Annotated in this window: 23 protein-coding genes and 1 tRNA gene; 15 read left to right on the top strand and 9 right to left on the bottom strand. The window is 35.3% G+C overall.

Annotated features, from left to right (window positions below; all coding sequences use genetic code 11):
* Positions 1–102 precede the first annotated feature (102 nt).
* Both E5D58_RS12650 and dusB read left to right on the top strand, forming a co-directional pair.
* Positions 103–480 carry a DUF4345 domain-containing protein gene (locus E5D58_RS12650; protein ID WP_136482382.1) on the top strand — a complete coding sequence of 126 codons (378 nt, stop codon included), beginning with the start codon at positions 103–105 and terminating at the stop codon, positions 478–480.
* Positions 481–572: 92 nt separating this feature from the next.
* Entirely contained in the window at positions 573–1568 is a 996-nt protein-coding gene (dusB, locus tag E5D58_RS12645) for a tRNA dihydrouridine synthase DusB (protein ID WP_136482312.1), read from the top strand.
* A gap of 147 nt (positions 1569–1715) precedes the next feature.
* Here the strand turns inward: dusB and E5D58_RS12640 are convergent, their stop codons facing one another.
* Positions 1716–2921: an ABC transporter permease gene (locus E5D58_RS12640; RefSeq protein WP_136482310.1), complete on the bottom strand. Its 1206-nt coding sequence runs from the start codon at positions 2919–2921 to the stop codon at positions 1716–1718.
* Between the two features lie 10 nt (positions 2922–2931).
* Positions 2932–3327, bottom strand: a complete 396-nt coding sequence (gene rbfA / locus E5D58_RS12635; RefSeq protein ID WP_136482308.1) for a 30S ribosome-binding factor RbfA — start codon at positions 3325–3327, stop codon at positions 2932–2934.
* Between the two features lie 111 nt (positions 3328–3438).
* Between rbfA and mce the strand changes: the two genes are divergently transcribed.
* The 3 genes from mce (at position 3439) to E5D58_RS12620 (ending at position 4621) form a co-directional block, all read left to right on the top strand.
* Positions 3439–3843: a methylmalonyl-CoA epimerase gene (gene mce / locus E5D58_RS12630; RefSeq protein ID WP_136482306.1), complete on the top strand. Its 405-nt coding sequence runs from the start codon at positions 3439–3441 to the stop codon at positions 3841–3843.
* A gap of 181 nt (positions 3844–4024) precedes the next feature.
* Positions 4025–4098 (top strand) — tRNA-Ile (locus E5D58_RS12625).
* A 367-nt stretch (positions 4099–4465) separates the two neighbouring features.
* Positions 4466–4621 (top strand): PID-CTERM protein-sorting domain-containing protein, encoded by a 156-nt coding sequence (locus E5D58_RS12620; protein WP_235835916.1) that lies wholly within the window; start codon positions 4466–4468, stop codon positions 4619–4621.
* Between the two features lie 2 nt (positions 4622–4623).
* Here E5D58_RS12620 and E5D58_RS12615 read toward each other — a convergent pair whose 3' ends face one another.
* Positions 4624–5214, bottom strand: a complete 591-nt coding sequence (locus E5D58_RS12615) for a riboflavin synthase (protein WP_136482302.1) — start codon at positions 5212–5214, stop codon at positions 4624–4626.
* A 172-nt stretch (positions 5215–5386) separates the two neighbouring features.
* On the opposite strand from E5D58_RS12615, the gene pdxA reads away from it, so the two are divergent.
* The 10 genes from pdxA to E5D58_RS12565 all read left to right on the top strand — a co-directional run bounded on the left by pdxA (position 5387) and on the right by E5D58_RS12565 (position 15238).
* The gene (gene pdxA, locus E5D58_RS12610) at positions 5387–6439 is read left to right on the top strand and encodes a 4-hydroxythreonine-4-phosphate dehydrogenase PdxA (protein ID WP_136482300.1); all 1053 of its coding nucleotides are present in this window, start codon (positions 5387–5389) and stop codon (positions 6437–6439) included.
* 124 nt (positions 6440–6563) lie between these two features.
* Positions 6564–7103 carry a YceD family protein gene (locus E5D58_RS12605; RefSeq protein WP_136482298.1) on the top strand — a complete coding sequence of 180 codons (540 nt, stop codon included), beginning with the start codon at positions 6564–6566 and terminating at the stop codon, positions 7101–7103.
* 9 nt (positions 7104–7112) lie between these two features.
* Positions 7113–7316 carry a 50S ribosomal protein L32 gene (gene rpmF, locus E5D58_RS12600; RefSeq protein ID WP_136482296.1) on the top strand — a complete coding sequence of 68 codons (204 nt, stop codon included), beginning with the start codon at positions 7113–7115 and terminating at the stop codon, positions 7314–7316.
* Positions 7317–7497: 181 nt separating this feature from the next.
* Positions 7498–8499, top strand: coding sequence for a beta-ketoacyl-ACP synthase III (locus tag E5D58_RS12595; RefSeq protein WP_136482294.1), 1002 nt, complete (start codon positions 7498–7500; stop codon positions 8497–8499).
* Between the two features lie 24 nt (positions 8500–8523).
* Complete coding sequence (gene accB / locus E5D58_RS12590) at positions 8524–9015, top strand: acetyl-CoA carboxylase biotin carboxyl carrier protein (protein WP_136482292.1); 492 nt, start codon at positions 8524–8526, stop codon at positions 9013–9015.
* A gap of 101 nt (positions 9016–9116) precedes the next feature.
* Complete coding sequence (gene accC / locus E5D58_RS12585; RefSeq protein ID WP_136482290.1) at positions 9117–10469, top strand: acetyl-CoA carboxylase biotin carboxylase subunit; 1353 nt, start codon at positions 9117–9119, stop codon at positions 10467–10469.
* A 226-nt stretch (positions 10470–10695) separates the two neighbouring features.
* A complete protein-coding gene (locus E5D58_RS12580) occupies positions 10696–11811 on the top strand; it encodes an NAD(P)/FAD-dependent oxidoreductase (RefSeq protein ID WP_136482288.1) in 1116 nt (371 codons plus the stop codon).
* Entirely contained in the window at positions 11812–12495 is a 684-nt protein-coding gene (gene mtgA / locus E5D58_RS12575; RefSeq protein WP_136482286.1) for a monofunctional biosynthetic peptidoglycan transglycosylase, read from the top strand.
* On the top strand, positions 12492–12953 hold the full coding sequence (locus tag E5D58_RS12570; protein WP_136482284.1) for a 3-oxoacyl-ACP synthase: 462 nt from the start codon (positions 12492–12494) through the stop codon (positions 12951–12953). The genes mtgA and E5D58_RS12570 overlap by 4 nt, the downstream gene beginning before the upstream one ends.
* Positions 12954–12985: 32 nt before the next feature.
* Positions 12986–15238, top strand: a complete 2253-nt coding sequence (locus tag E5D58_RS12565) for an efflux RND transporter permease subunit (protein WP_136482282.1) — start codon at positions 12986–12988, stop codon at positions 15236–15238.
* A gap of 5 nt (positions 15239–15243) precedes the next feature.
* On the opposite strand, the gene E5D58_RS12560 is transcribed toward E5D58_RS12565, so the two are convergent.
* The 6 genes from E5D58_RS12560 to E5D58_RS12535 all read right to left on the bottom strand — a co-directional run bounded on the left by E5D58_RS12560 (position 15244) and on the right by E5D58_RS12535 (position 21812).
* Positions 15244–16155, bottom strand: coding sequence for an ABC transporter ATP-binding protein (locus E5D58_RS12560; RefSeq protein ID WP_136482278.1), 912 nt, complete (start codon positions 16153–16155; stop codon positions 15244–15246).
* Positions 16156–16231: 76 nt separating this feature from the next.
* Positions 16232–18304 (bottom strand): prolyl oligopeptidase family serine peptidase, encoded by a 2073-nt coding sequence (locus E5D58_RS12555; protein ID WP_136482276.1) that lies wholly within the window; start codon positions 18302–18304, stop codon positions 16232–16234.
* 172 nt (positions 18305–18476) lie between these two features.
* On the bottom strand, positions 18477–19466 hold the full coding sequence (locus E5D58_RS12550; RefSeq protein WP_136482275.1) for an aspartate-semialdehyde dehydrogenase: 990 nt from the start codon (positions 19464–19466) through the stop codon (positions 18477–18479).
* 136 nt (positions 19467–19602) lie between these two features.
* On the bottom strand, positions 19603–20004 hold the full coding sequence (mscL, locus tag E5D58_RS12545; protein WP_136482273.1) for a large-conductance mechanosensitive channel protein MscL: 402 nt from the start codon (positions 20002–20004) through the stop codon (positions 19603–19605).
* A gap of 61 nt (positions 20005–20065) precedes the next feature.
* A complete protein-coding gene (gene alr / locus E5D58_RS12540; protein ID WP_136482271.1) occupies positions 20066–21172 on the bottom strand; it encodes an alanine racemase in 1107 nt (368 codons plus the stop codon).
* Positions 21165–21812 (bottom strand): thymidine kinase, encoded by a 648-nt coding sequence (locus E5D58_RS12535; RefSeq protein ID WP_136482269.1) that lies wholly within the window; start codon positions 21810–21812, stop codon positions 21165–21167. Before E5D58_RS12535 ends, alr begins: the two co-directional genes overlap by 8 nt.
* Positions 21813–21895: the final 83 nt, after the last annotated feature.

Here is a 21895-nt window from a genome sequence, read left to right as displayed (position 1 = left end):
TTTATTAAGGTGCCTTCTTAGGTTTCTTAAGGCTGTCTTTTAGTGGTATCGTAAAGCAAGATATCTTTCTTACTTTTGGACAAAGCTATTACCGAAGTCAAGATGCGCACTAAAGAAGATTTTAAAAATAAAATCCACCTAATAATTTCCGCTCTAATCGTTGGGCCTATAGCTTTTATTTACGGTTTTCAACCTGAACTTTTATTTGAAGTAAATATAACTACCCCAAACCAATACAATGTTTTTAAAGCTATTATGGGCTTATATTTGGGCTTTGCTATCGTTTGGATATTGGGTGTTAGTAAGCCTAAATATTACAAAATAGCACTTGTGAGTAATATGGTGTTTATGTTGGGCTTAGGCCTTGGTCGTTTATTGAGTATGGGTGTCGATGGTTTACCTAGCGCCCTATTTGTATGGGGAACTTTAGGCGAACTTCTAATTGGGTTTTATGGGTTGTGGGTTTATAAGAGGAAATAGACTTAGCAGTTTGGTTAATAAAAAAGATCAGTTTTTAACTCATATTCAGTCATATGTATAAAAAACCCTAATTTTGCCAAAAATTTGATGTTGTGGTAAAAATAGACAATATAGAACTTCCAGATTTTCCGTTGCTTTTAGCGCCCATGGAAGATGTAAGCGATCCCCCCTTTCGTGCGTTATGCAAAGAACAAGGGGCCGATGTGGTATATACCGAGTTTGTGTCTAGCGAGGGATTAATTCGTAACGCCGCCAAGAGTGTTATGAAGCTCGATATATATGAAAAAGAGCGTCCTGTAGGTATTCAAATATTTGGGGCTAATCTGGATAGTATGTTGCAAACTATTGATATTGTTGAAAAATCTAACCCAGATATTATCGATATTAATTTTGGTTGTCCTGTAAAAAAAGTGGTTAGTAAAGGTGCTGGAGCGGGTATTTTAAAAGATATCTGTCTCATGGAAAAACTAACAGCCGAAATGGTAAAGCGAACAAATTTGCCGATTACAGTTAAAACTCGGCTTGGTTGGGATCATGATTCTATAAAAATAGTAGAGGTCGCAGAGCGCTTGCAAGATGTAGGTTGTAAGGCCATTTCAATACATGGGCGCACAAGAGCCCAGATGTATAAAGGGCATGCCGATTGGAAACCCATTGCTGCCGTAAAGAACAACCCTAGAATGCATATTCCTGTATTTGGTAATGGCGATGTAGACACGCCCGAGAAAGCTGTAGAAATGCGCGATATTTATGGTTTAGATGGTGCCATGATAGGACGCGCAAGTATTGGAAATCCTTGGTTTTTTAAACAAGTAAAGCATTTTTTTGAAACTGGAGAATATTTGCCACCTATTTCTTTAGAAGCCCGTGTAGAAGCTGCTCGCAGGCATTTGCAAATGTCTATCGATTGGAAAGGGGAAACCCTTGGGGTTTTTGAAACCCGTCGCCATTATACCAACTACTTTAAAGGTATTCCACATTTTAAAGAGTACCGCATGAAAATGGTAACTAGCGACCATTCAGAAGATGTCTTTTCTACTTTCGATGAGGTTTTAGAAAAATTTGCAGGGTACCAGTTTACAGAGTAGTAGGGTTTGGGAAAATGGCAAGCCACCGTGCTATGCATATTATAGTTTTGGCTCGATGCCGCCTCGCCAAAAGCTAACCAATCCTATCACTTTGGCATGGTTAGCCAAATTCGTTATAAGCTTAAAAGAAGAGGCGTATTAGTATGGTTATTGCGTTTTTACCAAGGCTTTGGTAATACGTACGGATGCAATTTTGGAAGCAACAACACCTAAAACCGAGATCGTGATCAATACAATAAAGAAGTTCTCCGTTTTAATATCAATGGGATAAGGTAAGGTAGGTGTAATCATTACCAAGTTAAACTGCTTTTGTAAGAGCACTAAAATAAACGCTAATACAAGTCCAATAAACCCACCAATAACGCTCATTAAGCTGCCTTGGTAAAAGAATATGTGTTTAATATCCTTAAGGGATGCTCCTATATTAAAAAGGGTATTTAAACTCTGTTTTTTATCGAGTATCATCATAATTAACGAGCCTATTACATTAAAAAAAGCAATAATTAACACTAAAGTAAAAATAAGGTAAACAGCTAAATTTTCGGTGTTTAGCATTTTGTAAAGTGCGTCGTTAAGTTGGGCTCTATTTTTTAGCAAGACGCTGTCTCCTAGAATACTTTTAATATGCGCTCTTGCTTCGTTTTCGTCAACACCGTCTTGTAACTTAAATTCTATTGCACTCACTTGATTGCTTTTATAGTTAAGCAGTTTTTTTGCTAAGGCAATCGGAGCAAAAATATACTCGTCATTTAAGGTTTCATTTATAAAAAAGATACCAACATTAAGTGCTTTAACCGAGTTAAAGGCGTTGTTCGCTGAGGTAATTTGTCCTTTGCCTGGTTTAGGTACATATATGTTTATGGTTCTAGTAAAATCTAAAACCCCAAGAGATAAACTGTTTGATATGCCCCAACCTGTTACAATTTGATTTGAATTTTGATCGAACCACCCGCCATAATCAATAACAGAATCTATTTGTACAATGCTTTGAAATTTTTCATCAACCCCTTTTATGGTGGCTAGGGTGGTTTTTCCCTGAGATTCTATAAAAACGCGTTCTTCAATAGTTCTAGAGTAATTGGCAATTACATCAGATTTGTTGAGCTTAGCTATGTCGTTAGTGCTCAATTCGAAATATTTTCCGGCAGTAGGATAGGCTTTTAAGTCAGGGTCAACCTCACTTGAAAACTGAAGGGTAAATGCTTTTAGTCCAGCAAAACCGGAGAGTACAATGAATAAAGAAGCAGAACCTAAAATAACACCAGCTAGAGCAATGTAAGTAATAAAATTAATAGCATTGTTTGAGCTCTTAGAGCGCAAATATCGTTTTGCTATATATAATGAAAAACGCAAATAAACTAGGTTACGATTTTTTTCTCTTGTCTAAAGTAGATGGGTCCTTTAAAGGGTTTTCTTCGCCTTTTAAGGACTTTTCAATTTGATCAATATACTCCAAAGAATCATCAATAAAAAACTCCAAGTGTGGCATTCGGCGTAACTGATTTTTGGTGCGCTGTGCTAATTCGTGTCGAATTAATGGGGTGTTGGATTTAATACCTTCTAATAGTTCTTGTCCTTTATCGCTTGGAAAAATACTTAAATAAACCTTAGCTACCGAAAGGTCTACAGTAACCTTAACTTTGGTTACAGAAATTAAAACACCTCGCATTCCGCCTTGTGTCGCTGCACCTTGGAGCACATCTACTAGGTCGTGTTGTAAAACCGAACCTATTTTTTTTTGTCTTTGACTCTCTTCCATAATCGCTATATCATAGCTTTAATTCTAACTACCATGCAAAAATAACGGATATTTAAAGATAATATTGATTTTAGATTGTTTAATTTGGATCTATTAATAGGTATTAGTGTTATGAATAAAATAGAACATATAGGAATTGCTGTTAAAAGTCTAGAAAACTCTAATGATTTATTTGCCAGATTATTTGGGCAAGCTCACTATAAAGTAGAAACCGTTGCGTCCGAGGGAGTGAGCACCTCCTTTTTTCAAGTTGGGAGTAATAAAATTGAACTGCTAGAAGCAACTCATAGTAATAGTCCCATTGCAAAGTTTATAGAAAGAAAAGGGGAGGGCATTCATCATATTGCTTTTGATGTTGATGATATAGTTGCTGAAATTGAGCGTCTTAAGCATGAAGGGTTTAAGGTACTCAATGAAACACCAAAGAAAGGCGCAGATAATAAGATGGTGGCTTTTTTACACCCCAAATCTTCAAATGGGGTTTTAATAGAGCTGTGTCAAGAGATAAAGCCATAATTTTTCACATGTTTAAATTTTTTATCTTTAGAAAAAGTAAATAAAAAACTAAGAACCTGTGTAACCACTTGATGCTCACGTTAAAAATTTCGAACATTAAAAATGAATGTGTTTTTTAAATTTATTAATGTTCGTTTCTTGGTAAGAAATAAAATAAGTAGTAATATTGCACTCCAATTTCGGTCCTATAACTCAGTTGGTTAGAGTATCTGACTCATAATCAGAAAGTCCCTGGTTCGAGCCCAGGTGGGACCACTTTTAGAAATTGTAAAGCCTTGCAGAGATGTAAGGCTTTTTTTAGTTTAACTTTAAGTAACTATTACGTTAAAAAAAAGACTTTTTTAAAAGAATACCGTATTTTTGATATGGATTTTAAACAGGATGGAAAGAGAAGATGCGGGGTTTGAGTTGTTTATAGAATAAAGAATTATTAGCTATAAGGGCGAAAAGCTCTGAAGTTGACATTTATCGGATGATTTTACTGCTTAGTATTAATTTGTAAGTATATTAGCAGTAATCATTTTTATGAAGTCGCTTTTTTTTATACATTTGTGGCCACATGACAATACAAAGTAAAAGAATATTTGCCTCAGTCTTATTTGTATTAATAAGTTGTAGTTGTATGGCTTTAGGGCTTGATGACCCTCAATTGCCAGCACCTGGTAGTCCCGATGGGCCACCTCCGCCGCCGTTCCCGATAGATGGTGGGGTTCTTTTGGGTGTTATTGCTGGACTCTATTACGGGGTAAAAAAGACCTTGTTTCCTAAAAGAAAGTAAGTTTAGCTGTTTAATTCTACAAGTTTAGCTACATACTTTCCAAGCACATCGAATTCTAAGTTTACAACAGTTCCTTCTTTAAAGGTATTAAAATTGGTGTGTTCAAAAGTATAAGGAATAATGGCTACACTAAAGGTGTCTCTTTTAGAATTAACAACAGTTAAGCTAGTGCCGTTAACGGTAATAGAACCTTTTTCAATAGTGATATTATTTAGTGAACTATCATATTTAAAAGTAAATACCCAGCTACCATTCTCTTCTTTAATTGATATACATGTGGCGGTTTGATCTACATGACCCTGAACAATATGCCCATCTAGCCTATCTCCAAGTTTCATAGCGCGTTCAAGGTTTACATGGTTACCAACCTCTAAGTGACTCAAACTAGTTTTATCTAAAGTTTCTTTTATGGCGGTTACCGTGTAGGTGTCGTTTTCGATAGAGACAACTGTAAGACAAACACCATTGTGCGCTATACTTTGATCAATCTTTAATTCAGAGGTTATCTTGCTACGCACAGTAATGTGAAGATTATCAAATTCCGCTTTTAAATCAGTAACAATGCCAATATCTTCAATAATTCCAGTAAACATATCAATTCCTGTTTATTTAATTAAATTTGCAAATTCAAAAGTAAATGAATTTTTTCATTTAAAGATTTATAAAGACTAAATGAAGAAAATTTACAGATTAACTTAGAGATTAGACAAGTAAAATAAAATTTTACGCTACAAAAGAAAATTACAAACAAAAGTTGTCTTTTTAATGAAGCAAGAACAAAATATAATCGTTGGGATTTCTATAGGAGATTTAAATGGCATAGGAGGTGAAATTGTGTTAAAAACATTTGAAGATTCAAGGATGCTGGATTTTTGTACGCCAGTCGTTTTCGCTTCAACAAAAAACATGGCCTTTTATAAGTCTCATTTTAAATCGCAGATATCGTTCAACAGTATAAACAACATGGGGCAATTGGTGCATGGCAAGGTAAATGTGTTTAATGCGTGGAATGAGAGTGTGAAGATTGAATTTGGAAAAGAAGATCCAAAAGTAGGAACTTATGCCATAAAGTCGTTGGAAATAGCAACCAAGTTTTTAAAGAGTGGTGATATTGATGTATTGGTTACAGCGCCTATAAATAAACATAATATTCAGTCCGACAACTTTAAATTCCCTGGGCATACAGATTATTTAGCACAAGAATTAGAAGGAGATAGTTTAATGTTTATGGTTGCAAATACATTAAGGGTAGGACTATTTACAGATCATGTTCCTGTTAAAGATATTGCTAGTCATATTACACCAGAACTAATTTCACAAAAAATAAATACGGTTTATGAATCTTTAAAAAAAGATTTTAATATTCAAAAGCCAAAAATTGCGGTTTTAGGAATCAATCCGCATACCGGAGATAATGGTGTTATTGGTAGCGAAGACGATGATGTTTTAAGACCTACAATTCAAAAAATAAAAGAAAATGGCAAGCTAGTATTTGGTCCATATGCAGCCGATAGCTTTTTTGGATCTGATAATTACAGGAATTTTGACGCTATTATAGCATCTTACCACGATCAAGGATTAATACCGTTTAAAACCCTGTCTTTTGGGCAAGGCGTTAATTTTACTGCTGGCTTAAATAAAGTGAGAACCTCTCCAGATCATGGAACTGCCTACGAAATTGCTGGTAAAGGACAAGCAGATCATGGCTCCTTTAAGGAAGCTGTTTTTAGCGGGATTCAAATCTTTAGAAACAGAAAATCCTATAATCTTCTTACAGCAAATCCACTTAAAAAAGCACCCAGAAAAGAAAGACGTTAACAAACTGACTATGAATAGGAATACTAGATTGTATTCGTATTAGAAATATGAACAAAAAAATGTTTATAAGTCATGTCGCGTAAATAAAAATTTATATATTTGCAGGCTCAAAATAGATGTGATAATGAAGGCATTGAAGGAGTTTATTATTCCGTTTGTAGGATTAAAGGTAGGAAAGCATCATTTTGAGTATAAAGTAGCGAAGGCGTTCTTTGAACATTTTGAGTATGAAGATTTTAATGATGTTGATGTTAACGTAAATGTGGTTTTAGAAAAAAAATCAACATTACTTGAATTACATTTTGAAATTTCTGGTTGGGTTAATATAAATTGTGACTTAACAAACGAACCTTATAAGCAAGCCATCGATAATAGTTTTGATTTGGTGGTTAAGTTTGGAGAGGATTATAATGATGAATACGTCGATATTCTTATTATACCACATGGTTCTTATGAAATTAATATACAACAATACGTATATGAATTAGTCATATTAGCAGTTCCAATCAAGAGGGTTCATCCAGGTGTTGCAGACGGCACGTTAGATTCAGAAATACTAAAAAAATTAGAAGAATTAAGCCCAAAGCTTAAAGAAGATAAAGATAAAGAAGAGGATATAGATCCTCGTTGGAATACATTAAAGAAATTATTAACGGATAAATAAACACATAAAATGGCACATCCTAAGAGAAAAATCTCGAGAACAAGAAGAGATAAGAGAAGAACTCATTACAAAGCAACTGCGCCACAAATTGCTACATGCCCAACAACAGGTGAAGCTCATTTATACCACAGAGCACACTGGCATGAAGGAAAATTATATTACAGAGGTCAAGTATTGATTGATAATTCTGAGGAAATAGAAAACGTAGCATAATTAGCTATGCAAGCATATAATAAAACGCTCATTTATGAGCGTTTTTTTTATGAAATACTTTTTCTAAAGGACAAAAACCAGTAATTTGCAAATTATTACATCAAAATTTAGTAGTTTTCACGAAATTTTAAACGTTTTTGTTCAATTTTAATCATTTTTTGGACAAATTAACTATAAAGTTATGAGTAAAATCTCAGCGGCAATTACAGCTGTAGGCGCATATGTGCCAGACTATGTATTAACCAATCAAATTCTTGAAACTATGGTTGATACTAATGACGAATGGATAACCACTAGAACGGGTATTAAAGAACGTCGTATTCTTAAAGATGATGGTAAAGGAACCTCTTATCTAGCTATTAAAGCAGCTCAAGATCTTATAAATAAAAAGGGTTTGGACCCAAAAGACATTGAACTAGTTATTGTTGCAACTGCCACTCCAGATATGAAAGCGGCTTCTACTGCTTCTTTTACTGCTTCAGAAATTGGAGCAACGAATGCTTTTTCTTTCGATATGGATGCAGCATGTTCTAGTTTTTTATATGGGATGTCTGTGGCAGCTAGTTATATTGAATCTGGGAGATACAAAAACGTATTACTAATAGGTGCCGATAAAATGTCGTCTATTATTAATTATAAAGACCGGGCAACCTGTATTATTTTTGGAGATGGTGCTGGAGCAGTTTTATTTGAACCTAATGAAGAGAATTTAGGGTTGCAAGATGAATACTTAAGAAGCGATGGGAGCGGAAGAGAATTTTTACAAGCTACCTATGGAGGGTCTTCACATAAATTAACAGCTGAAATTTTAGAGCAAGGCGGGCACTATGCTTTTCAGGAAGGAAGAACCGTATTTAAAAATGCTGTGTTTAATATGGCCGATGCCACTGTTAAAATTTTAGAACGTAATAATTTAACTAAAGATAGTGTTGATTGGCTTGCTGCACATCAAGCAAATAAACGTATTATCGATGCTACCGCACAACGCATAAATTTAGAGGAAGAAAAGGTAATGATGAATATTCATAAATATGGGAATACCACATCTGCAACTTTACCGCTTCTAATTAATGACTACGAATCGCAACTAAAAAAAGGCGATAATATCATTTTTGCCGCTTTTGGGGGCGGATTTAATTGGGGCTCTATTTACCTAAAATGGGCTTATAATTCAAAAGACTAACCATTAACTAATTAGCAAAAAATTATGGATTTAAAAGAGATTCAAAACTTAATCAAATTTGTTGCCAAATCTGGTGCAAGTGAGGTTAAATTGGAAATGGATGACGTAAAGATTACTATTAGAACAGGCTCGGATTCAGACACAACCATTGTTCATCAAGTACCTGCTGCTCCAATACCACAGCCAATTCAAGCAGCACCTGTTGTTGAAGCAAGTGCGCCAGTGCCTGCAGCACCTGCACCGGCAGCACCAGCGCCAGCTTCTGATGATTCAAAATATATTACGATAAAATCACCAATTATTGGTACCTTCTACAGAAAACCATCACCAGATAAACCATTATTTGTTGAAGTTGGACAAACCATTGCAGAGGGCGACGTATTATGTATTATTGAAGCCATGAAATTATTCAACGAGATTGAATCTGAAGTTTCAGGAAAGATTGTAAAAATATTAGTGGATGATTCTTCGCCTGTAGAGTTTGATCAGCCATTATTCTTAGTAGATCCGTCTTAATTAAAAGTTTAAAAGTTTAAAAGTTAAGAGTTTAGAAGCATATCAAATAGCAACTAAACTTTTTAAACCTAATAAACCATAAACTGATAAACTTAAAAATTATGTTTAAAAAAATATTAATAGCCAATAGAGGTGAGATAGCACTACGTGTTATTAGAACCTGTAAAGAAATGGGCATAAAAACGGTGGCAGTTTATTCCACTGTTGATGAAGAAAGTCTGCATGTTAAATTTGCAGACGAAGCTGTTTGTATTGGGCCACCAGCAAGTAGCGAATCTTATCTAAAAATGTCTAACATCATTTCGGCAGCAGAAATTACTAATGCAGATGCTGTTCATCCAGGATACGGATTTTTATCAGAGAATGCTAAGTTTTCAAAAATTTGTGAAGAACATGGTATAAAATTTATTGGTGCTTCTCCAGAAATGATTGATAGAATGGGAGATAAAGCCAATGCTAAAGCTACTATGGTTGCTGCAGGTGTACCTTGTGTCCCAGGAAGTGATGGTATAATAGAAGATTTTGAGGAATGTAAAAAGCTTGCTGAAGAAACAGGATACCCTGTGATGTTAAAAGCTTCTGCAGGAGGTGGTGGAAAAGGTATGCGTGCCGTTTGGAAACCAGAAGATTTGCAAGCTGCTTGGGAATCTGCAAGAACAGAATCGAAAGCTGCTTTTGGGAATGATGATATGTACATGGAAAAACTTATAGAAGAACCACGTCATATTGAAATTCAAATTGTTGGTGATTCTACAGGAAAGGCATGTCATTTGTCTGAACGCGATTGCTCTGTTCAACGTCGTCATCAAAAATTAACAGAAGAAGTGCCCTCACCATTTATGACCAAAGAATTACGTGATAAAATGGGTAAGGCGGCAGTAAAAGCTGCAGAGTATATAAAATATGAAGGCGCAGGAACAGTCGAGTTTTTAGTTGACAAACACCGCAATTTCTACTTCATGGAAATGAATACACGTATTCAGGTGGAGCACCCAATTACGGAACAAGTTATAGATTTTGACTTGATTAGAGAGCAAATTTTAGTAGCGGCTGGAGTTCCTATTTCAGGTAAAAACTATACGCCAAATTTGCATTCAATAGAATGTCGTATTAATGCTGAAGATCCGTTTAATGATTTTAGACCATCTCCGGGCCGTATCACCACATTACATGCGCCAGGGGGGCATGGGGTTCGATTGGACACACACGTTTATGCAGGTTATGCAATACCGCCTAACTACGACTCTATGATTGCCAAGTTGATAACAACTGCTCAAACCAGAGAGGAAGCTATTAATAAAATGAAGCGCGCCCTAGATGAGTTTGTTATTGAAGGTATTAAAACCACAATACCATTCCATAGACAGCTTATGGATCATCCAGATTATTTAGCTGGTAATTATACCACTAAATTTATGGAAGACTTTGTTATAGAAAAACAGGTTGAAGATTAAAACATAAAAAAACTCCGAAAATAAATTTCGGAGTTTTTTTATGACTCTTTTTTTTGTGAGACCTTGCAAATAGCAACCTGTCTTTTTATAACTGAACCTTTTGACTTTTTAACCTAATTTTAATGGAGCGTTTGTAAATAAGGGTTTCATAAAAGTGGCTAGGCTTAATCTTAACAAAAGTTCCCCAAATTAATTCCTATTTTTACCAATAACCAATAACTGCTCTATGAACCTGTCCTATTGGGAAATAAAAACATGGTTAACTAACGTAGATTTCTGTATTGTAGGCAGTGGAATAGTGGGTTTAAACTGCGCGATGCATTTAAAAGACCGTTTCCCTAATGCAAAAATATTAATCTTAGAAAAAGGTGTTTTACCTCAAGGGGCTAGTACAAAAAACGCTGGATTTGCTTGTTTTGGTAGTTTAAGTGAACTATTACATGATTTAGAATCACATTCAGAAGAAGCTGTTTTTAATCTTGTAAAACAACGTGTTAATGGGCTAAGGCTATTAAGGCAAAACTTAGGAGATCACGTCATTGACTACAAGCAATTGGGCGGCTATGAGCTGTTCGTTAAATCGGATCTTCGTCTATTGGAGACTTGTTTAGAAAAAAAAGACAAAATTAATACCTTACTCAAACCTATTGTTAAAGATTACACCTTCAGTTTTAAGGACAATATTTTTGGTTTTAAGAATATAAATGAACCTTATATTTTTAATCAGTTTGAAGGTCAGTTAGATACTGGAAAAATGATGGAGGCGCTATTGCACAAGGTGCAATCAAAAGGCATAAAGATTTTGAATGCTATAGAGGTGATGCGTTTTTCGGAAAATTGTGACGCAGTACATCTTAATACGAGTATGTGCGACATTCGTTGTTCAAAACTCATTATAGCCACCAATGGTTTTGCAGCCCGTCTTATTAAAAAACAGGTGAAACCGGCAAGAGCACAGGTGCTTATTACCAAACCTATTAATAACTTAAAAATTAAGGGTACGTTCCATTTAAATAAAGGATACTATTATTTTAGGAATATCGATAATCGCATTTTGCTAGGAGGAGGAAGGCATTTAGATTTTAAGGGAGAAGAAACCACGGAATTTGGACAAACCAAGCTTATTCAGAACAATTTGGAGGACCTATTAAAATCAATTATTTTGCCTAATACACCTTACAATATAGAATATAGTTGGAGTGGAATTATGGGGATTGGAGATCAAAAAGAAGCCATTGTAGAACAGCTGAGCGATAACGTGTTTTGTGGGGTGCGACTTGGAGGGATGGGGGTAGCTATAGGAAGTGCTATTGGTTATGAATTATCAAAACTCATTAAGTAAATGTTGAAGCGACTTTTTAGATTTATAGCAAAATTTACCTTGTGGTTTATAATTATGTCGGTCGCTCTTGTATTCCTTTTTAAGTGGGTGCCTGTGCCCATTACACCTTTAATGCTTGTTAGGTATTTTGAAGCAGATAGCCAAAAAGTGATTAAACACGAATGGATATCTATTGATAACATTTCAAAACATTTACAGCTTGCGGTTATTTGTAGTGAGGATCAAAATTTTCTTAATCACCATGGCTTTGATTATGGTGCTATTAAAAAAGCCATAGATTATAATAAAAAGGGCAAACGGATTAGAGGGGCCAGTACGATTAGTCAGCAAACTGCTAAGAATGTGTTTTTGTGGCCACAGCGCAGTTGGTTTAGAAAAGGGTGTGAAACCTACTTCACATTTTTAATTGAATTATGCTGGTCTAAACAGCACATTATGGAGGTTTATCTTAATAGTATTGAAATGGGAGAGGGAGTTTATGGAGCTGAAGCTGCAGCGCAGTATTGGTTTAAAAAAAAGGCCTCAAAGTTGTTAAAAGAAGAGGGTGCTGCCTTAGCATCTATTTTGCCGAATCCAAGAAAGTGGAGGGCACATCCGCCTACAGCATATATAACGTCAAGAAAACAATGGATTGTTAAACAAATGCAGTATTTTGGGGTTTTAAGTTACGAGGAAAAAAGATGAATGAATCTTATAAAATTAAGGATACGTTAAAAAGTGCTTGTATTGATTTTGTTGAAAACCGATTGCAAACGGCCCAAAGTACAATTGATGATATTCAGGTGTCTTTAACTCACGAAACAAAGAGTAGCGCTGGAGATAAACATGAAACCGGAAGGGCTATGTTACAATTAGAACGTGAAAAGGCAGGTCTTCAATTAGCTCAAATTCAAACGTTAAATGAGGTTCTGGATAAAATTAAAACAGAACAAGAATTTACAAAAGTAGGTTTAGGGGCTTTAGTTTATACTTCTAATCTTAATTATTTTATTAGTATCAGCGCCGGAGAGCTAATAGCAAATACTGAAAGCTTTTATGCTATATCATTGTCTACTCCCATAGCAAAACTATTACTGTCAAAACAAGTTGGAGATGTTATTACCTTTAGAAATACTAATTTTACAATTACAAAGATTCTATAAATATCAATTCACATTTTTATTGAGATGTCATTTTGAAACAACTAGAACACATAATAGCACGGGTTATAAAAACGAGAGTTACCATTGTGGTTGTACTAACACTTCTTGTTATTGTTTCCAGTTTTCAAACCCTTTCAAAACTTAGCGTAGACAATTCTTTGTCCATTTGGTTTTTGGAAGATGATCCCAGTTATAAGGCGTATATAGATTTTCAAGAAGCATTTGGGTCTGATGAGATATTTATTGCCATGTTTCCAGTTGAAGATGCTGTTGGCGCTAAGGAGAAACAGCGTTTGTTAAACCTTCATGAAGCCGTAGATGCCTTACCATATGTTGAGACATCGTTTAGTTTAGCCAAAGCTAAATATCCCATATACACTAATGGCCATATTGTTTTTGACGAATTATATAATCCTCAAAGAAGTAAAAAGGGACTCAAAAACCTGTATTCGAAATTAGACGGTGTTACAAACCAGTTAGTAACTGCAGATTTCAAACATCAGTTTTTCTACATTCAGTTGGCTCCAACACCGTTAATTGAGGGAAATAGAGAGATTATAGTGAATGAAATAAAGCGTTTAATTGAAAAGGAATATTCTAATTATTATTTAACGGGTCCTCCCGTTTTAAATGAAGCATACAGCTTAGGAATATATAAAGAGAGTATGATGTTTGGTGTTTTAACGGTTTTGGTTATTACCATAATGCTTCTGTTCTTATTACCGAGTAGGCGGTATTTGTTGGTGTCTTTATTAGCGGTTGCAGTGCCGCTTACACTCCTTTTTGGCATAATAACGTCTTTAGGTTTTGCATTGAACATGATATCTATGCTTATTCCTACTATTTTGTTGGTTTACAGTGTTAGTGATGCCGTACACATTATAAATATTTACCATAAAGAAGGGCTAAAGCAGCATAATATTAGTCAAATAAAACTCATCACTTTGGTAGTAAGGAAAAGCTTAACACCGTGTTTTTACACGACGCTTACCACGTTTGTAGGGTATTTTGCGTTGTATTTATCGCCATTACCGGCATTTAAAAATATGGGTGTGTTTACGTGTATTGGCTTATTACTAAGTTTCTTTTTAGTATACCTGATAATTATAATTGGGTTTAGTTTTATGACCTCAAGTTTTGAGTCTGCCAAACCACCTTTAAACTTTAATGTTTTCAGTCAAACACAATTAATCAACTGGACAAATGCCGTTACATCAAAATATAAAAATGTTATAATTATGGGGTTTTCAGCCCTGTTGTTGTATGGTGTTTATACGGTCTTTCAAGTAAACATTGATACGGATTCGTTAGATCTTCTGGCGGAAGGGAGGGCAAAACAAGATTTGCGATATGTGGAGAGCAAACTCAACTCAAGTTCGAGACTACAACTCGATATTTCTGCACCTTCAGGAAAAAAAATGTTCAACAAGGAAGCTTTGATACTTTTAGGAGCATTTCAAAAGAAATTACAAAGTAATCCATTAATAGGAAATATAGTATCTATAGTTGATATAAAGTCATTTTTAGAGGCACGCACCCCGCTTTTGGTACAGCCATCTGTTTCTGAAGTTGACATTAAAAAGACTTTTGCTTCTATTCACAATTCTGAAAACGGATTTTTTAAAGTGTTTTCTGAAGACTGTAGCTCTGCGGGAATAACAGTAAGTTTTAAAGAGATGAAAACATCGCAATTAGAACAGATGTTGTTCGACATTAAAAATGATTTTAATAGTGTATTTGCAGAAAAAGATTATACGCTAAAAATTAACGGTTTTGCGGTCGTATTTGCCCAATTAAATAATTTTATTTTAGAGACACAGTTTAAATCTTTCTTTTGGGCTTTTCTCATTGGTTTTTTATGTTTGTTAGTTTTTATCAAGGATTTTAAAACTACTGTTTTAGTGCTAATTCCCAACGTATTGCCTTTAGTTATTTTGGCAATTTTCATGAGTTTATTTGATATTCCTCTTGGGGTAACTACGGCTATGATTACACCAATTATGTTAGGAATTGCCATGGATGACACCATTCATTTGGTATATAAATACAAGCGTGTAAAAGGTATTAAAGGTACGTCGGAGAAACGCATAAATAGCGCCATGACCTATACTGGGAGCGCTTTGTTTTCAACAACAATTGCTCTAGTAGCGGGTTTTTTAATTATAAGCTCCAGCGCTGTGCCTTCTGTAAAAGACTTTGGACTCCTCTGCGCCGTAACAGTAAGTGCGGCTTTAATTACAGACATATTTTATCTGCCTGCCTTATTAAAAAAATTTGACAGCTAAATCTATTATTTAATAATTTCAATAAAAATGGACGTATCTTTTTTGATACACTCATGGTGATTAATAAAGACCTTGGTTTGATTATAACGAGCTTCAATTAAGATATAATTCCCTTTAAAATAGGATTGGGTTACCACAGCTTTTAGTTTAGAGTTTTGCGTGATTTTTAACTGATGCGCATAAACCAATTGATTATCAATAATATTATACTCTCCAAAAAAAGAGGCTACTAAAGGTGTTTTAGGGTATTTATATAATATTTCTGGAACCTCATTAGCTACAATTTGATGCTTATCGAGAACGATCATTTTATTGGCAAAGCCTAAAACATCGTTCTTATCATGCGTGGCCACAATACAGGTGATGTTTTTTTCTTTAAGGTATTTAAAAACGCTACGTCTTAAGCTTTGCTTCTTGAAATTATCAATATGACTAAAGGGTTCGTCCAATAAAATGATTTCAGGCTCTCTAGCCAAGGCTCTTGCAAGTGCAACACGCTGTTTTTGTCCGCCACTAAGTGTTTTTACTTTGTTTTTTGCAAAAGCCGTAAGCTCTACAACTTCAATTAGTTCAGCAGTCCGACGTATTTTTTCTTCAGGATAAAAATTAGAAAGAAATTTCCCAATGTTTTCTTCTACGGAAAGCGGGGGCATTAAATCAAACTCCTGAGCTACATATTTCATAAAATCGTAGCCTACAACAAGATTGTATTTTGGACCTAAAATAGGGTTGCCATTCCAATTAATTTCGCCTTCATCTAAGTCGTATTCACCATAAAGTAATTTAAGCAAGGTGCTTTTTCCCGAGCCACTTTCTCCAATAATAGCAAGGTTATCACCTTTCTCGGCTGTAAAGGAAATATGCTTTAAAATGGGCGTTTCTTGGTACGAAAAAGTAAGTTGTTTTACGTTAAGCATAGCATCGCAAAAATAGCATAAAATAACAGGTTACTTAATTAAGTGCTTGTTTTTTTAGTGCCTTTCTGCTGGTAAATTATTCTTTTATTTTTTCTTCCATTGTACTGGGTAAAACCTTATATCCCATGTTGTAAAGTGTAAAACCAAAAATATCTGCATATTGCTCAATAGTTTTACTTACAGGGGTTCCAGCTCCATGGCCAGCATCGGTTTCTATGCGAATTAATACTGGGTTATTTCCAGTTTGCTTACTTTGTAATTCGGCTGCAAATTTAAAACTGTGTGCCGGTACCACACGATCATCATGGTCGCCTGTGGTAATTAGGGTGGCAGGATATGCCACGCCAGATTTTACGTTATGAACGGGAGAATATCCTTTAAGGTATTCGAACATCTCTTTACTGTCCTCAGCAGTTCCATAGTCATAGGCCCAACCGGCACCCGACGTAAAGGTGTGATACCTTAACATATCCAATACACCAACCGCAGGTAGGGCAACCTTGGCTAAACTTGGACGCTGTGTCATAACCGCTCCAACCAGTAAGCCGCCATTAGAACCTCCTCTTAGGGCTAAATAATCAGAGGACGTATAGTTGTTATCAATCAAATACTCAGCTGCAGCTATAAAATCATCAAATACATTTTGCTTTTGCATTTTGGTTCCCGCTTTATGCCAATCTTTGCCATATTCACCGCCACCTCTTAGGTTAGGGATGGCAAGAATACCGCCTTGCTTTATCCATACGGCATTAGTAAGGCTAAAAGTTGGAGTTAAACTAATATTAAAACCGCCATATCCATATAGTATAGTGGGGTTTTTACCGTTAAGTTTTAGACCTTTTTTATGAGTAATTATCATGGGGACTTTAGTACCGTCTTTTGACGTGTAGAATACTTGGTTACTTTCAAAATCATTGCTGTTAAAGTTTATTTCGGGTTTCCAAAATAAGTCAGTGTCACCAGAATCCGCATTATATTTAAAAATACTGTATGGCGTGTTGTAATTAGTGAAATAAAAGTAGTCTGTTTTTTCTTCTTTTTTGGTACCGAATCCACTCGCCGTACCTAAGCCTGGCAGGGCTATATCTCTTACCAGTGATCCATCAAAATTATATTGTTTAACTTTTGAAATGGCATCAATCATGTAATGGGCATAAATATAACCACCCCCTGTTGAAGCTGTTAAAACATGTTTTGTTTCTGGAATGACATCTATCCAATTTTCTGGTGTTGGATTTGAAGCATCAACAGAAACCACTTTTTTATTTGGAGTATTAAGGTTTGTTACTAAATATAATTTACTTTTTTCATTGTCAAGCAGGTAGGTGTCACTTTCCGTGTGGCTCAATATAGAAATGAATGAACTAGTTTTTTGACTTAGGTCTTTTATTAACAACTTATTTCCAGAAGTAGAAATTTTAGGCATCAACACAAGATATCTATCATCTTCAGAAACGATTGCAGTTACGTATCGATACTTTTCTTCGGGGGCTTCTCCGTATATTAACTGATCTTCGCTTTGAGGCGTGCCAAGCTTGTGATAATATACTTTATGCTGATCTGTTTTAGCCGAAAGCTCGCTTCCTTTGGGTTTATCATAGCTCGAGTAATAAAACCCTTCGTTTTTGTACCATGAAATCGTCCCAAATTTGGCGTCTATGATGGTGTCCTCGATAATTTCTTTAGTCTCGGCATTCATAACTAAAATTTTTCTCCAATCACTTCCTCCTTCAGATATGGAATAAGCTAAGATCTTACCATTTTTAGAAAATTTCATAGTTCCTAAGGAAATTGTTCCATCTTCTGAAAAGGTATTAGGGTCAAGAAACACTTCTTCTGTATTATCCAAATGCCTGCGATAGTATACGCTCTGATTTTGTAGACCATCATTTTTTGCGAAATACGTATAGTTACCTTCTTTAAAAGGCGCGCCAATTTTTTCGTAGTCCCATAATTCTGTAAGTTGTTGTTTTAGTGCTGTTCTAAAAGGAATTTTGTCTAAATACGCATTAGTCGCTTTGTTTTGTACCTCTACCCAAGCCTTAGTTTCTTTACTTCTGTCATCTTCAAGCCATCTGTAAGGGTCTTTCACGTTAATACCAAAATACGTGTCTACGGTATCAACGGTTTTATTGGTTGGGTAATTCATACGAGTTTTCTAAATGTTTTGCATATCGTTTTACACCCAAATATAATTATAAGGATGAAAGACATTTTTATTATTTTATTAATGATTGATGGATAATGAAATCGAACAAAAATAAACAAAAAAACTCCTGTAAAATACAGGAGTTTAATCATATAATCTAAGATTGAAAAATCTACACTAATTCATTTTCAATTAAGTATTCTGCAATTTGAATGGTGTTTGTTGCAGCGCCTTTTCTAAGGTTATCGGCAACTATCCACATATTCAGTGTGTTTGGTTGTGTTTCATCTCTTCTAATTCTACCCACAAAAACCTCATCTTTGTCATGCGCATAGATTGGCATTGGGTAGGTGTTGGTATCTGTGTTGTCTTGAACTACCACACCAGGTGTTTGGCTTAGAAGTTTTCTAACATCAGCTAAATCAAAGTCGTTTTCAAATTCTACGTTAACAGATTCTGAGTGTCCCCCAGCAGTTGGAATCCTAACTGCTGTAGCCGATACAGAAAAAGTTCTGTCGTTTAATATCTTTTGTGGCTCTTTTGCCAGTTTCATTTCTTCTTTAGTGTACCCATTATCTTGAAAAACATCACAATGAGGTAATGCGTTTCTACCAATAGGATACGGATAGGCCATTTCGCCATCAACACCAGCAATTTCATTTTCAAGCTGTCTTACTGCTTTTACGCCAGTTCCAGAAACAGACTGGTAGGTAGATACCACAACACGTTTCATTTTGTATGCATCATGAAGTGGTGCTAATGCCATAACCAATTGAATGGTTGAGCAGTTTGGGTTTGCTATAATTTTATCGTCTTTAGTAAGCTCGTTTGCGTTAATTTCTGGAACAACTAATTTTTTAGAAGGATCCATTCTCCATGCTGAAGAATTATCAACCACAGTTGTGCCAGCTTCTGCGAATTTTGGAGCCCACTCTAAAGAAGTTTCTCCTCCAGCCGAAAATAAAGCGATATCTGGGCGCATAGAAACAGCAGTTTCTAAACCAACAACGCTATAATCGTGTTCTTTATAAGTGATTTTTTTTCCAACAGATCGTTCAGATGCAACTGGGATTAATTCAGTCACAGGAAAATTACGTTCGGCAAGAACTTTCAACATCACTTCTCCAACCATTCCAGTGGCACCAACAACAGCTACTTTCATTTTTTTAAGTTTTATAATTTTTGTGTGGACAAAACTAAGTATTAATTCTATTTTAAAATCTAAAAAAAGCCCTCATTTTCTTGAAACAAGGGCTTTTTAACAACAAATAACACTTTGTTGTATATTTAACAAATAGTTATTTTTTTAATAAATCTCTAATTTCACCAAGTAGTTCTTCTTGAGTTGGTCCTTTTGGAGGTTCTGGTGCTGGTTCTTCCTTTTTCTTCATTTTATTAACCCCTTTTACAACCATAAACATAACAAAGGCTACAATGATAAAGTCAATAACGTTAGTTAAAAAGGCGCCCCAAAGCACAGAAACTTCACCTGTAACAACGCCTTCGGCATTAGCTACACCTTCCTTAATTATTAGTTTTAAATCTTTGAAATCTGCATCGAAAATTAGTCCGATTAAAGGCGAGACAATACCCCCTGTAAATGAGGTTACCACCTCTTTAAAAGCTGCACCCATAACAAAGCCAACGGCTATGTCTACCAAGTTACCTTTCATTGCAAATTCCTTAAATTCTTTTAGCATAATTGTGATTTTTTAGTTACTGATTCTAAAAATAAGGAAAAACTTTAACATATGTTAAAACCTATTTGAGGAAGTGTCGTTTAACACGCTGAGATATAGAGGTAATGAGCTCGTAAGAGATGGTGTTTGCTTTGGCGGCTACATCCTCGGCAGTTGGGTGTTCTCCAAAGACAATAACCTCGTCGCCTTCGTTACATGTTATATCGGTAATGTTTACCATAATCATATCCATACAAACATTACCAATAATAGGGGCTTGTTTGCCATGAATGGTAACAAAACCTTTCCCATTGCCGTAGTGTCTGCCAATACCATCTGCATGTCCAATGGGTAAAGTAGCGGTTTTTATGGCTCCATTACTTTTAAAAGCCCGGTTATAGCCCACAGACTCGCCGTGTTCTATATGATGAATTTGAGAGATAACGGTTTTAAGTGTTCCAATTGGTTTTAGGAACTGGTTTTCTATTTCAGAATTTCCAAAACCATACAACCCAATACCACTTCTTACCATATCAAAATGGGCTTCAGGGTAGTTTAAAATGCCCGATGTATTACACATGTGAAACAAGGGTGAATAGCCTAAATTGATTTTAAAAAATGACCTTATTTCTTTAAAACTGGTAATCTGATTTAATGTGAACGCCTTTTCATTAAGGTCTTCACTAGCAGCCAAATGCGAAAAGATAGACTTAACATAAATTGCTGAAGTTTGATGAATTTTTTCTATAATTAAACTAACATCGCCTTGTGAGAAACCCAAGCGGTTTAGCCCTGTGTTAAATTTAATATGAATAGGAAATGCTTGCAGTCCGACTTTAGTGGTGGTTTCAATAAAGTCGTTTAAAATTTTAAAGTTATATAGTCCAGGTTCTAAATTATAAGCTATGAGTTCTTTAAAAGTTACGGTTTGTGGATGAAGTACCAAAATAGGTTTGGTAATGCCTGCTTCGCGTAAAGCAACACCTTCATTGGTATAGGCTACTGCAAAATAATCGGCACCAGAATGCTCAAGAAATTTGGCAATCTCACAGGAGTCACTGCCATAACCAAAAGCTTTCACTACCGCCAAAAACTTGATATTAGTATCTAGTTTTGATTTTAGGTATTCAAAATTATGTTGAAGTGCTTTTAAATCAATTTCAAGCACCGTTTCTAGTGCTTTAGGCATTGGAGTCTTTACGTTTATTATGAACCTCTTGTGGGTCATTTACCTTCATATTTCTAACCCTATCCCGCGTCATAGCTTTATAATATGCAGCTCTGCTTAAAGGCTCGTATTCGCTCTCCTCGCCTAATAAAACAATGTTATCACTTTTATTTTTTCGGTAGCTATATTGAGCTAAATTACCAGTTCTAGTGCATACTGCGTGTACTTTGGTTACATACTCTGCGGTAGCCATAAGGTTAGGCATGGGGCCAAAAGGGTTGCCTTTAAAATCCATATCTAAACCAGCAACAATAACTCGTACACCTTTATTGGCTAGGTCATTACAAATTCTAACAATCTCGTCGTCAAAAAACTGCGCTTCATCAATACCAACCACATCACATCCATCTGCTAAAATAGGAATGTTAGCGGCTGCTGGCACTGGGGTTGACCTAATCTCATTAGCGTCGTGCGACACGACCATATCTTCATTATATCGTGTATCGATAGACGGTTTAAATATTTCAACTTTTTGCCTAGCGATTTGGGCACGTTTTAGTCTTCTAATAAGTTCTTCAGTTTTTCCCGAAAACATGGAACCACAGATAACTTCAATCCATCCAAATTGTTCTTTATGATTTACGGTATTTTCAAGAAACATTTCGTAATTTTAACACTAAAACAAAGCAATTATTTATTCGTATAAAGGTGGCGTAAATTTATCAAAAAACAAAAGCCTTTAAG

The organism is Cognatitamlana onchidii, from assembly GCF_004804355.1.
Taxonomy (GTDB): Bacteria; Bacteroidota; Bacteroidia; order Flavobacteriales; family Flavobacteriaceae; genus Cognatitamlana; species Cognatitamlana onchidii.
Note: the sequence above shows the minus strand (reverse complement) of the source record. Positions and strands in the feature narration are given on the sequence as shown.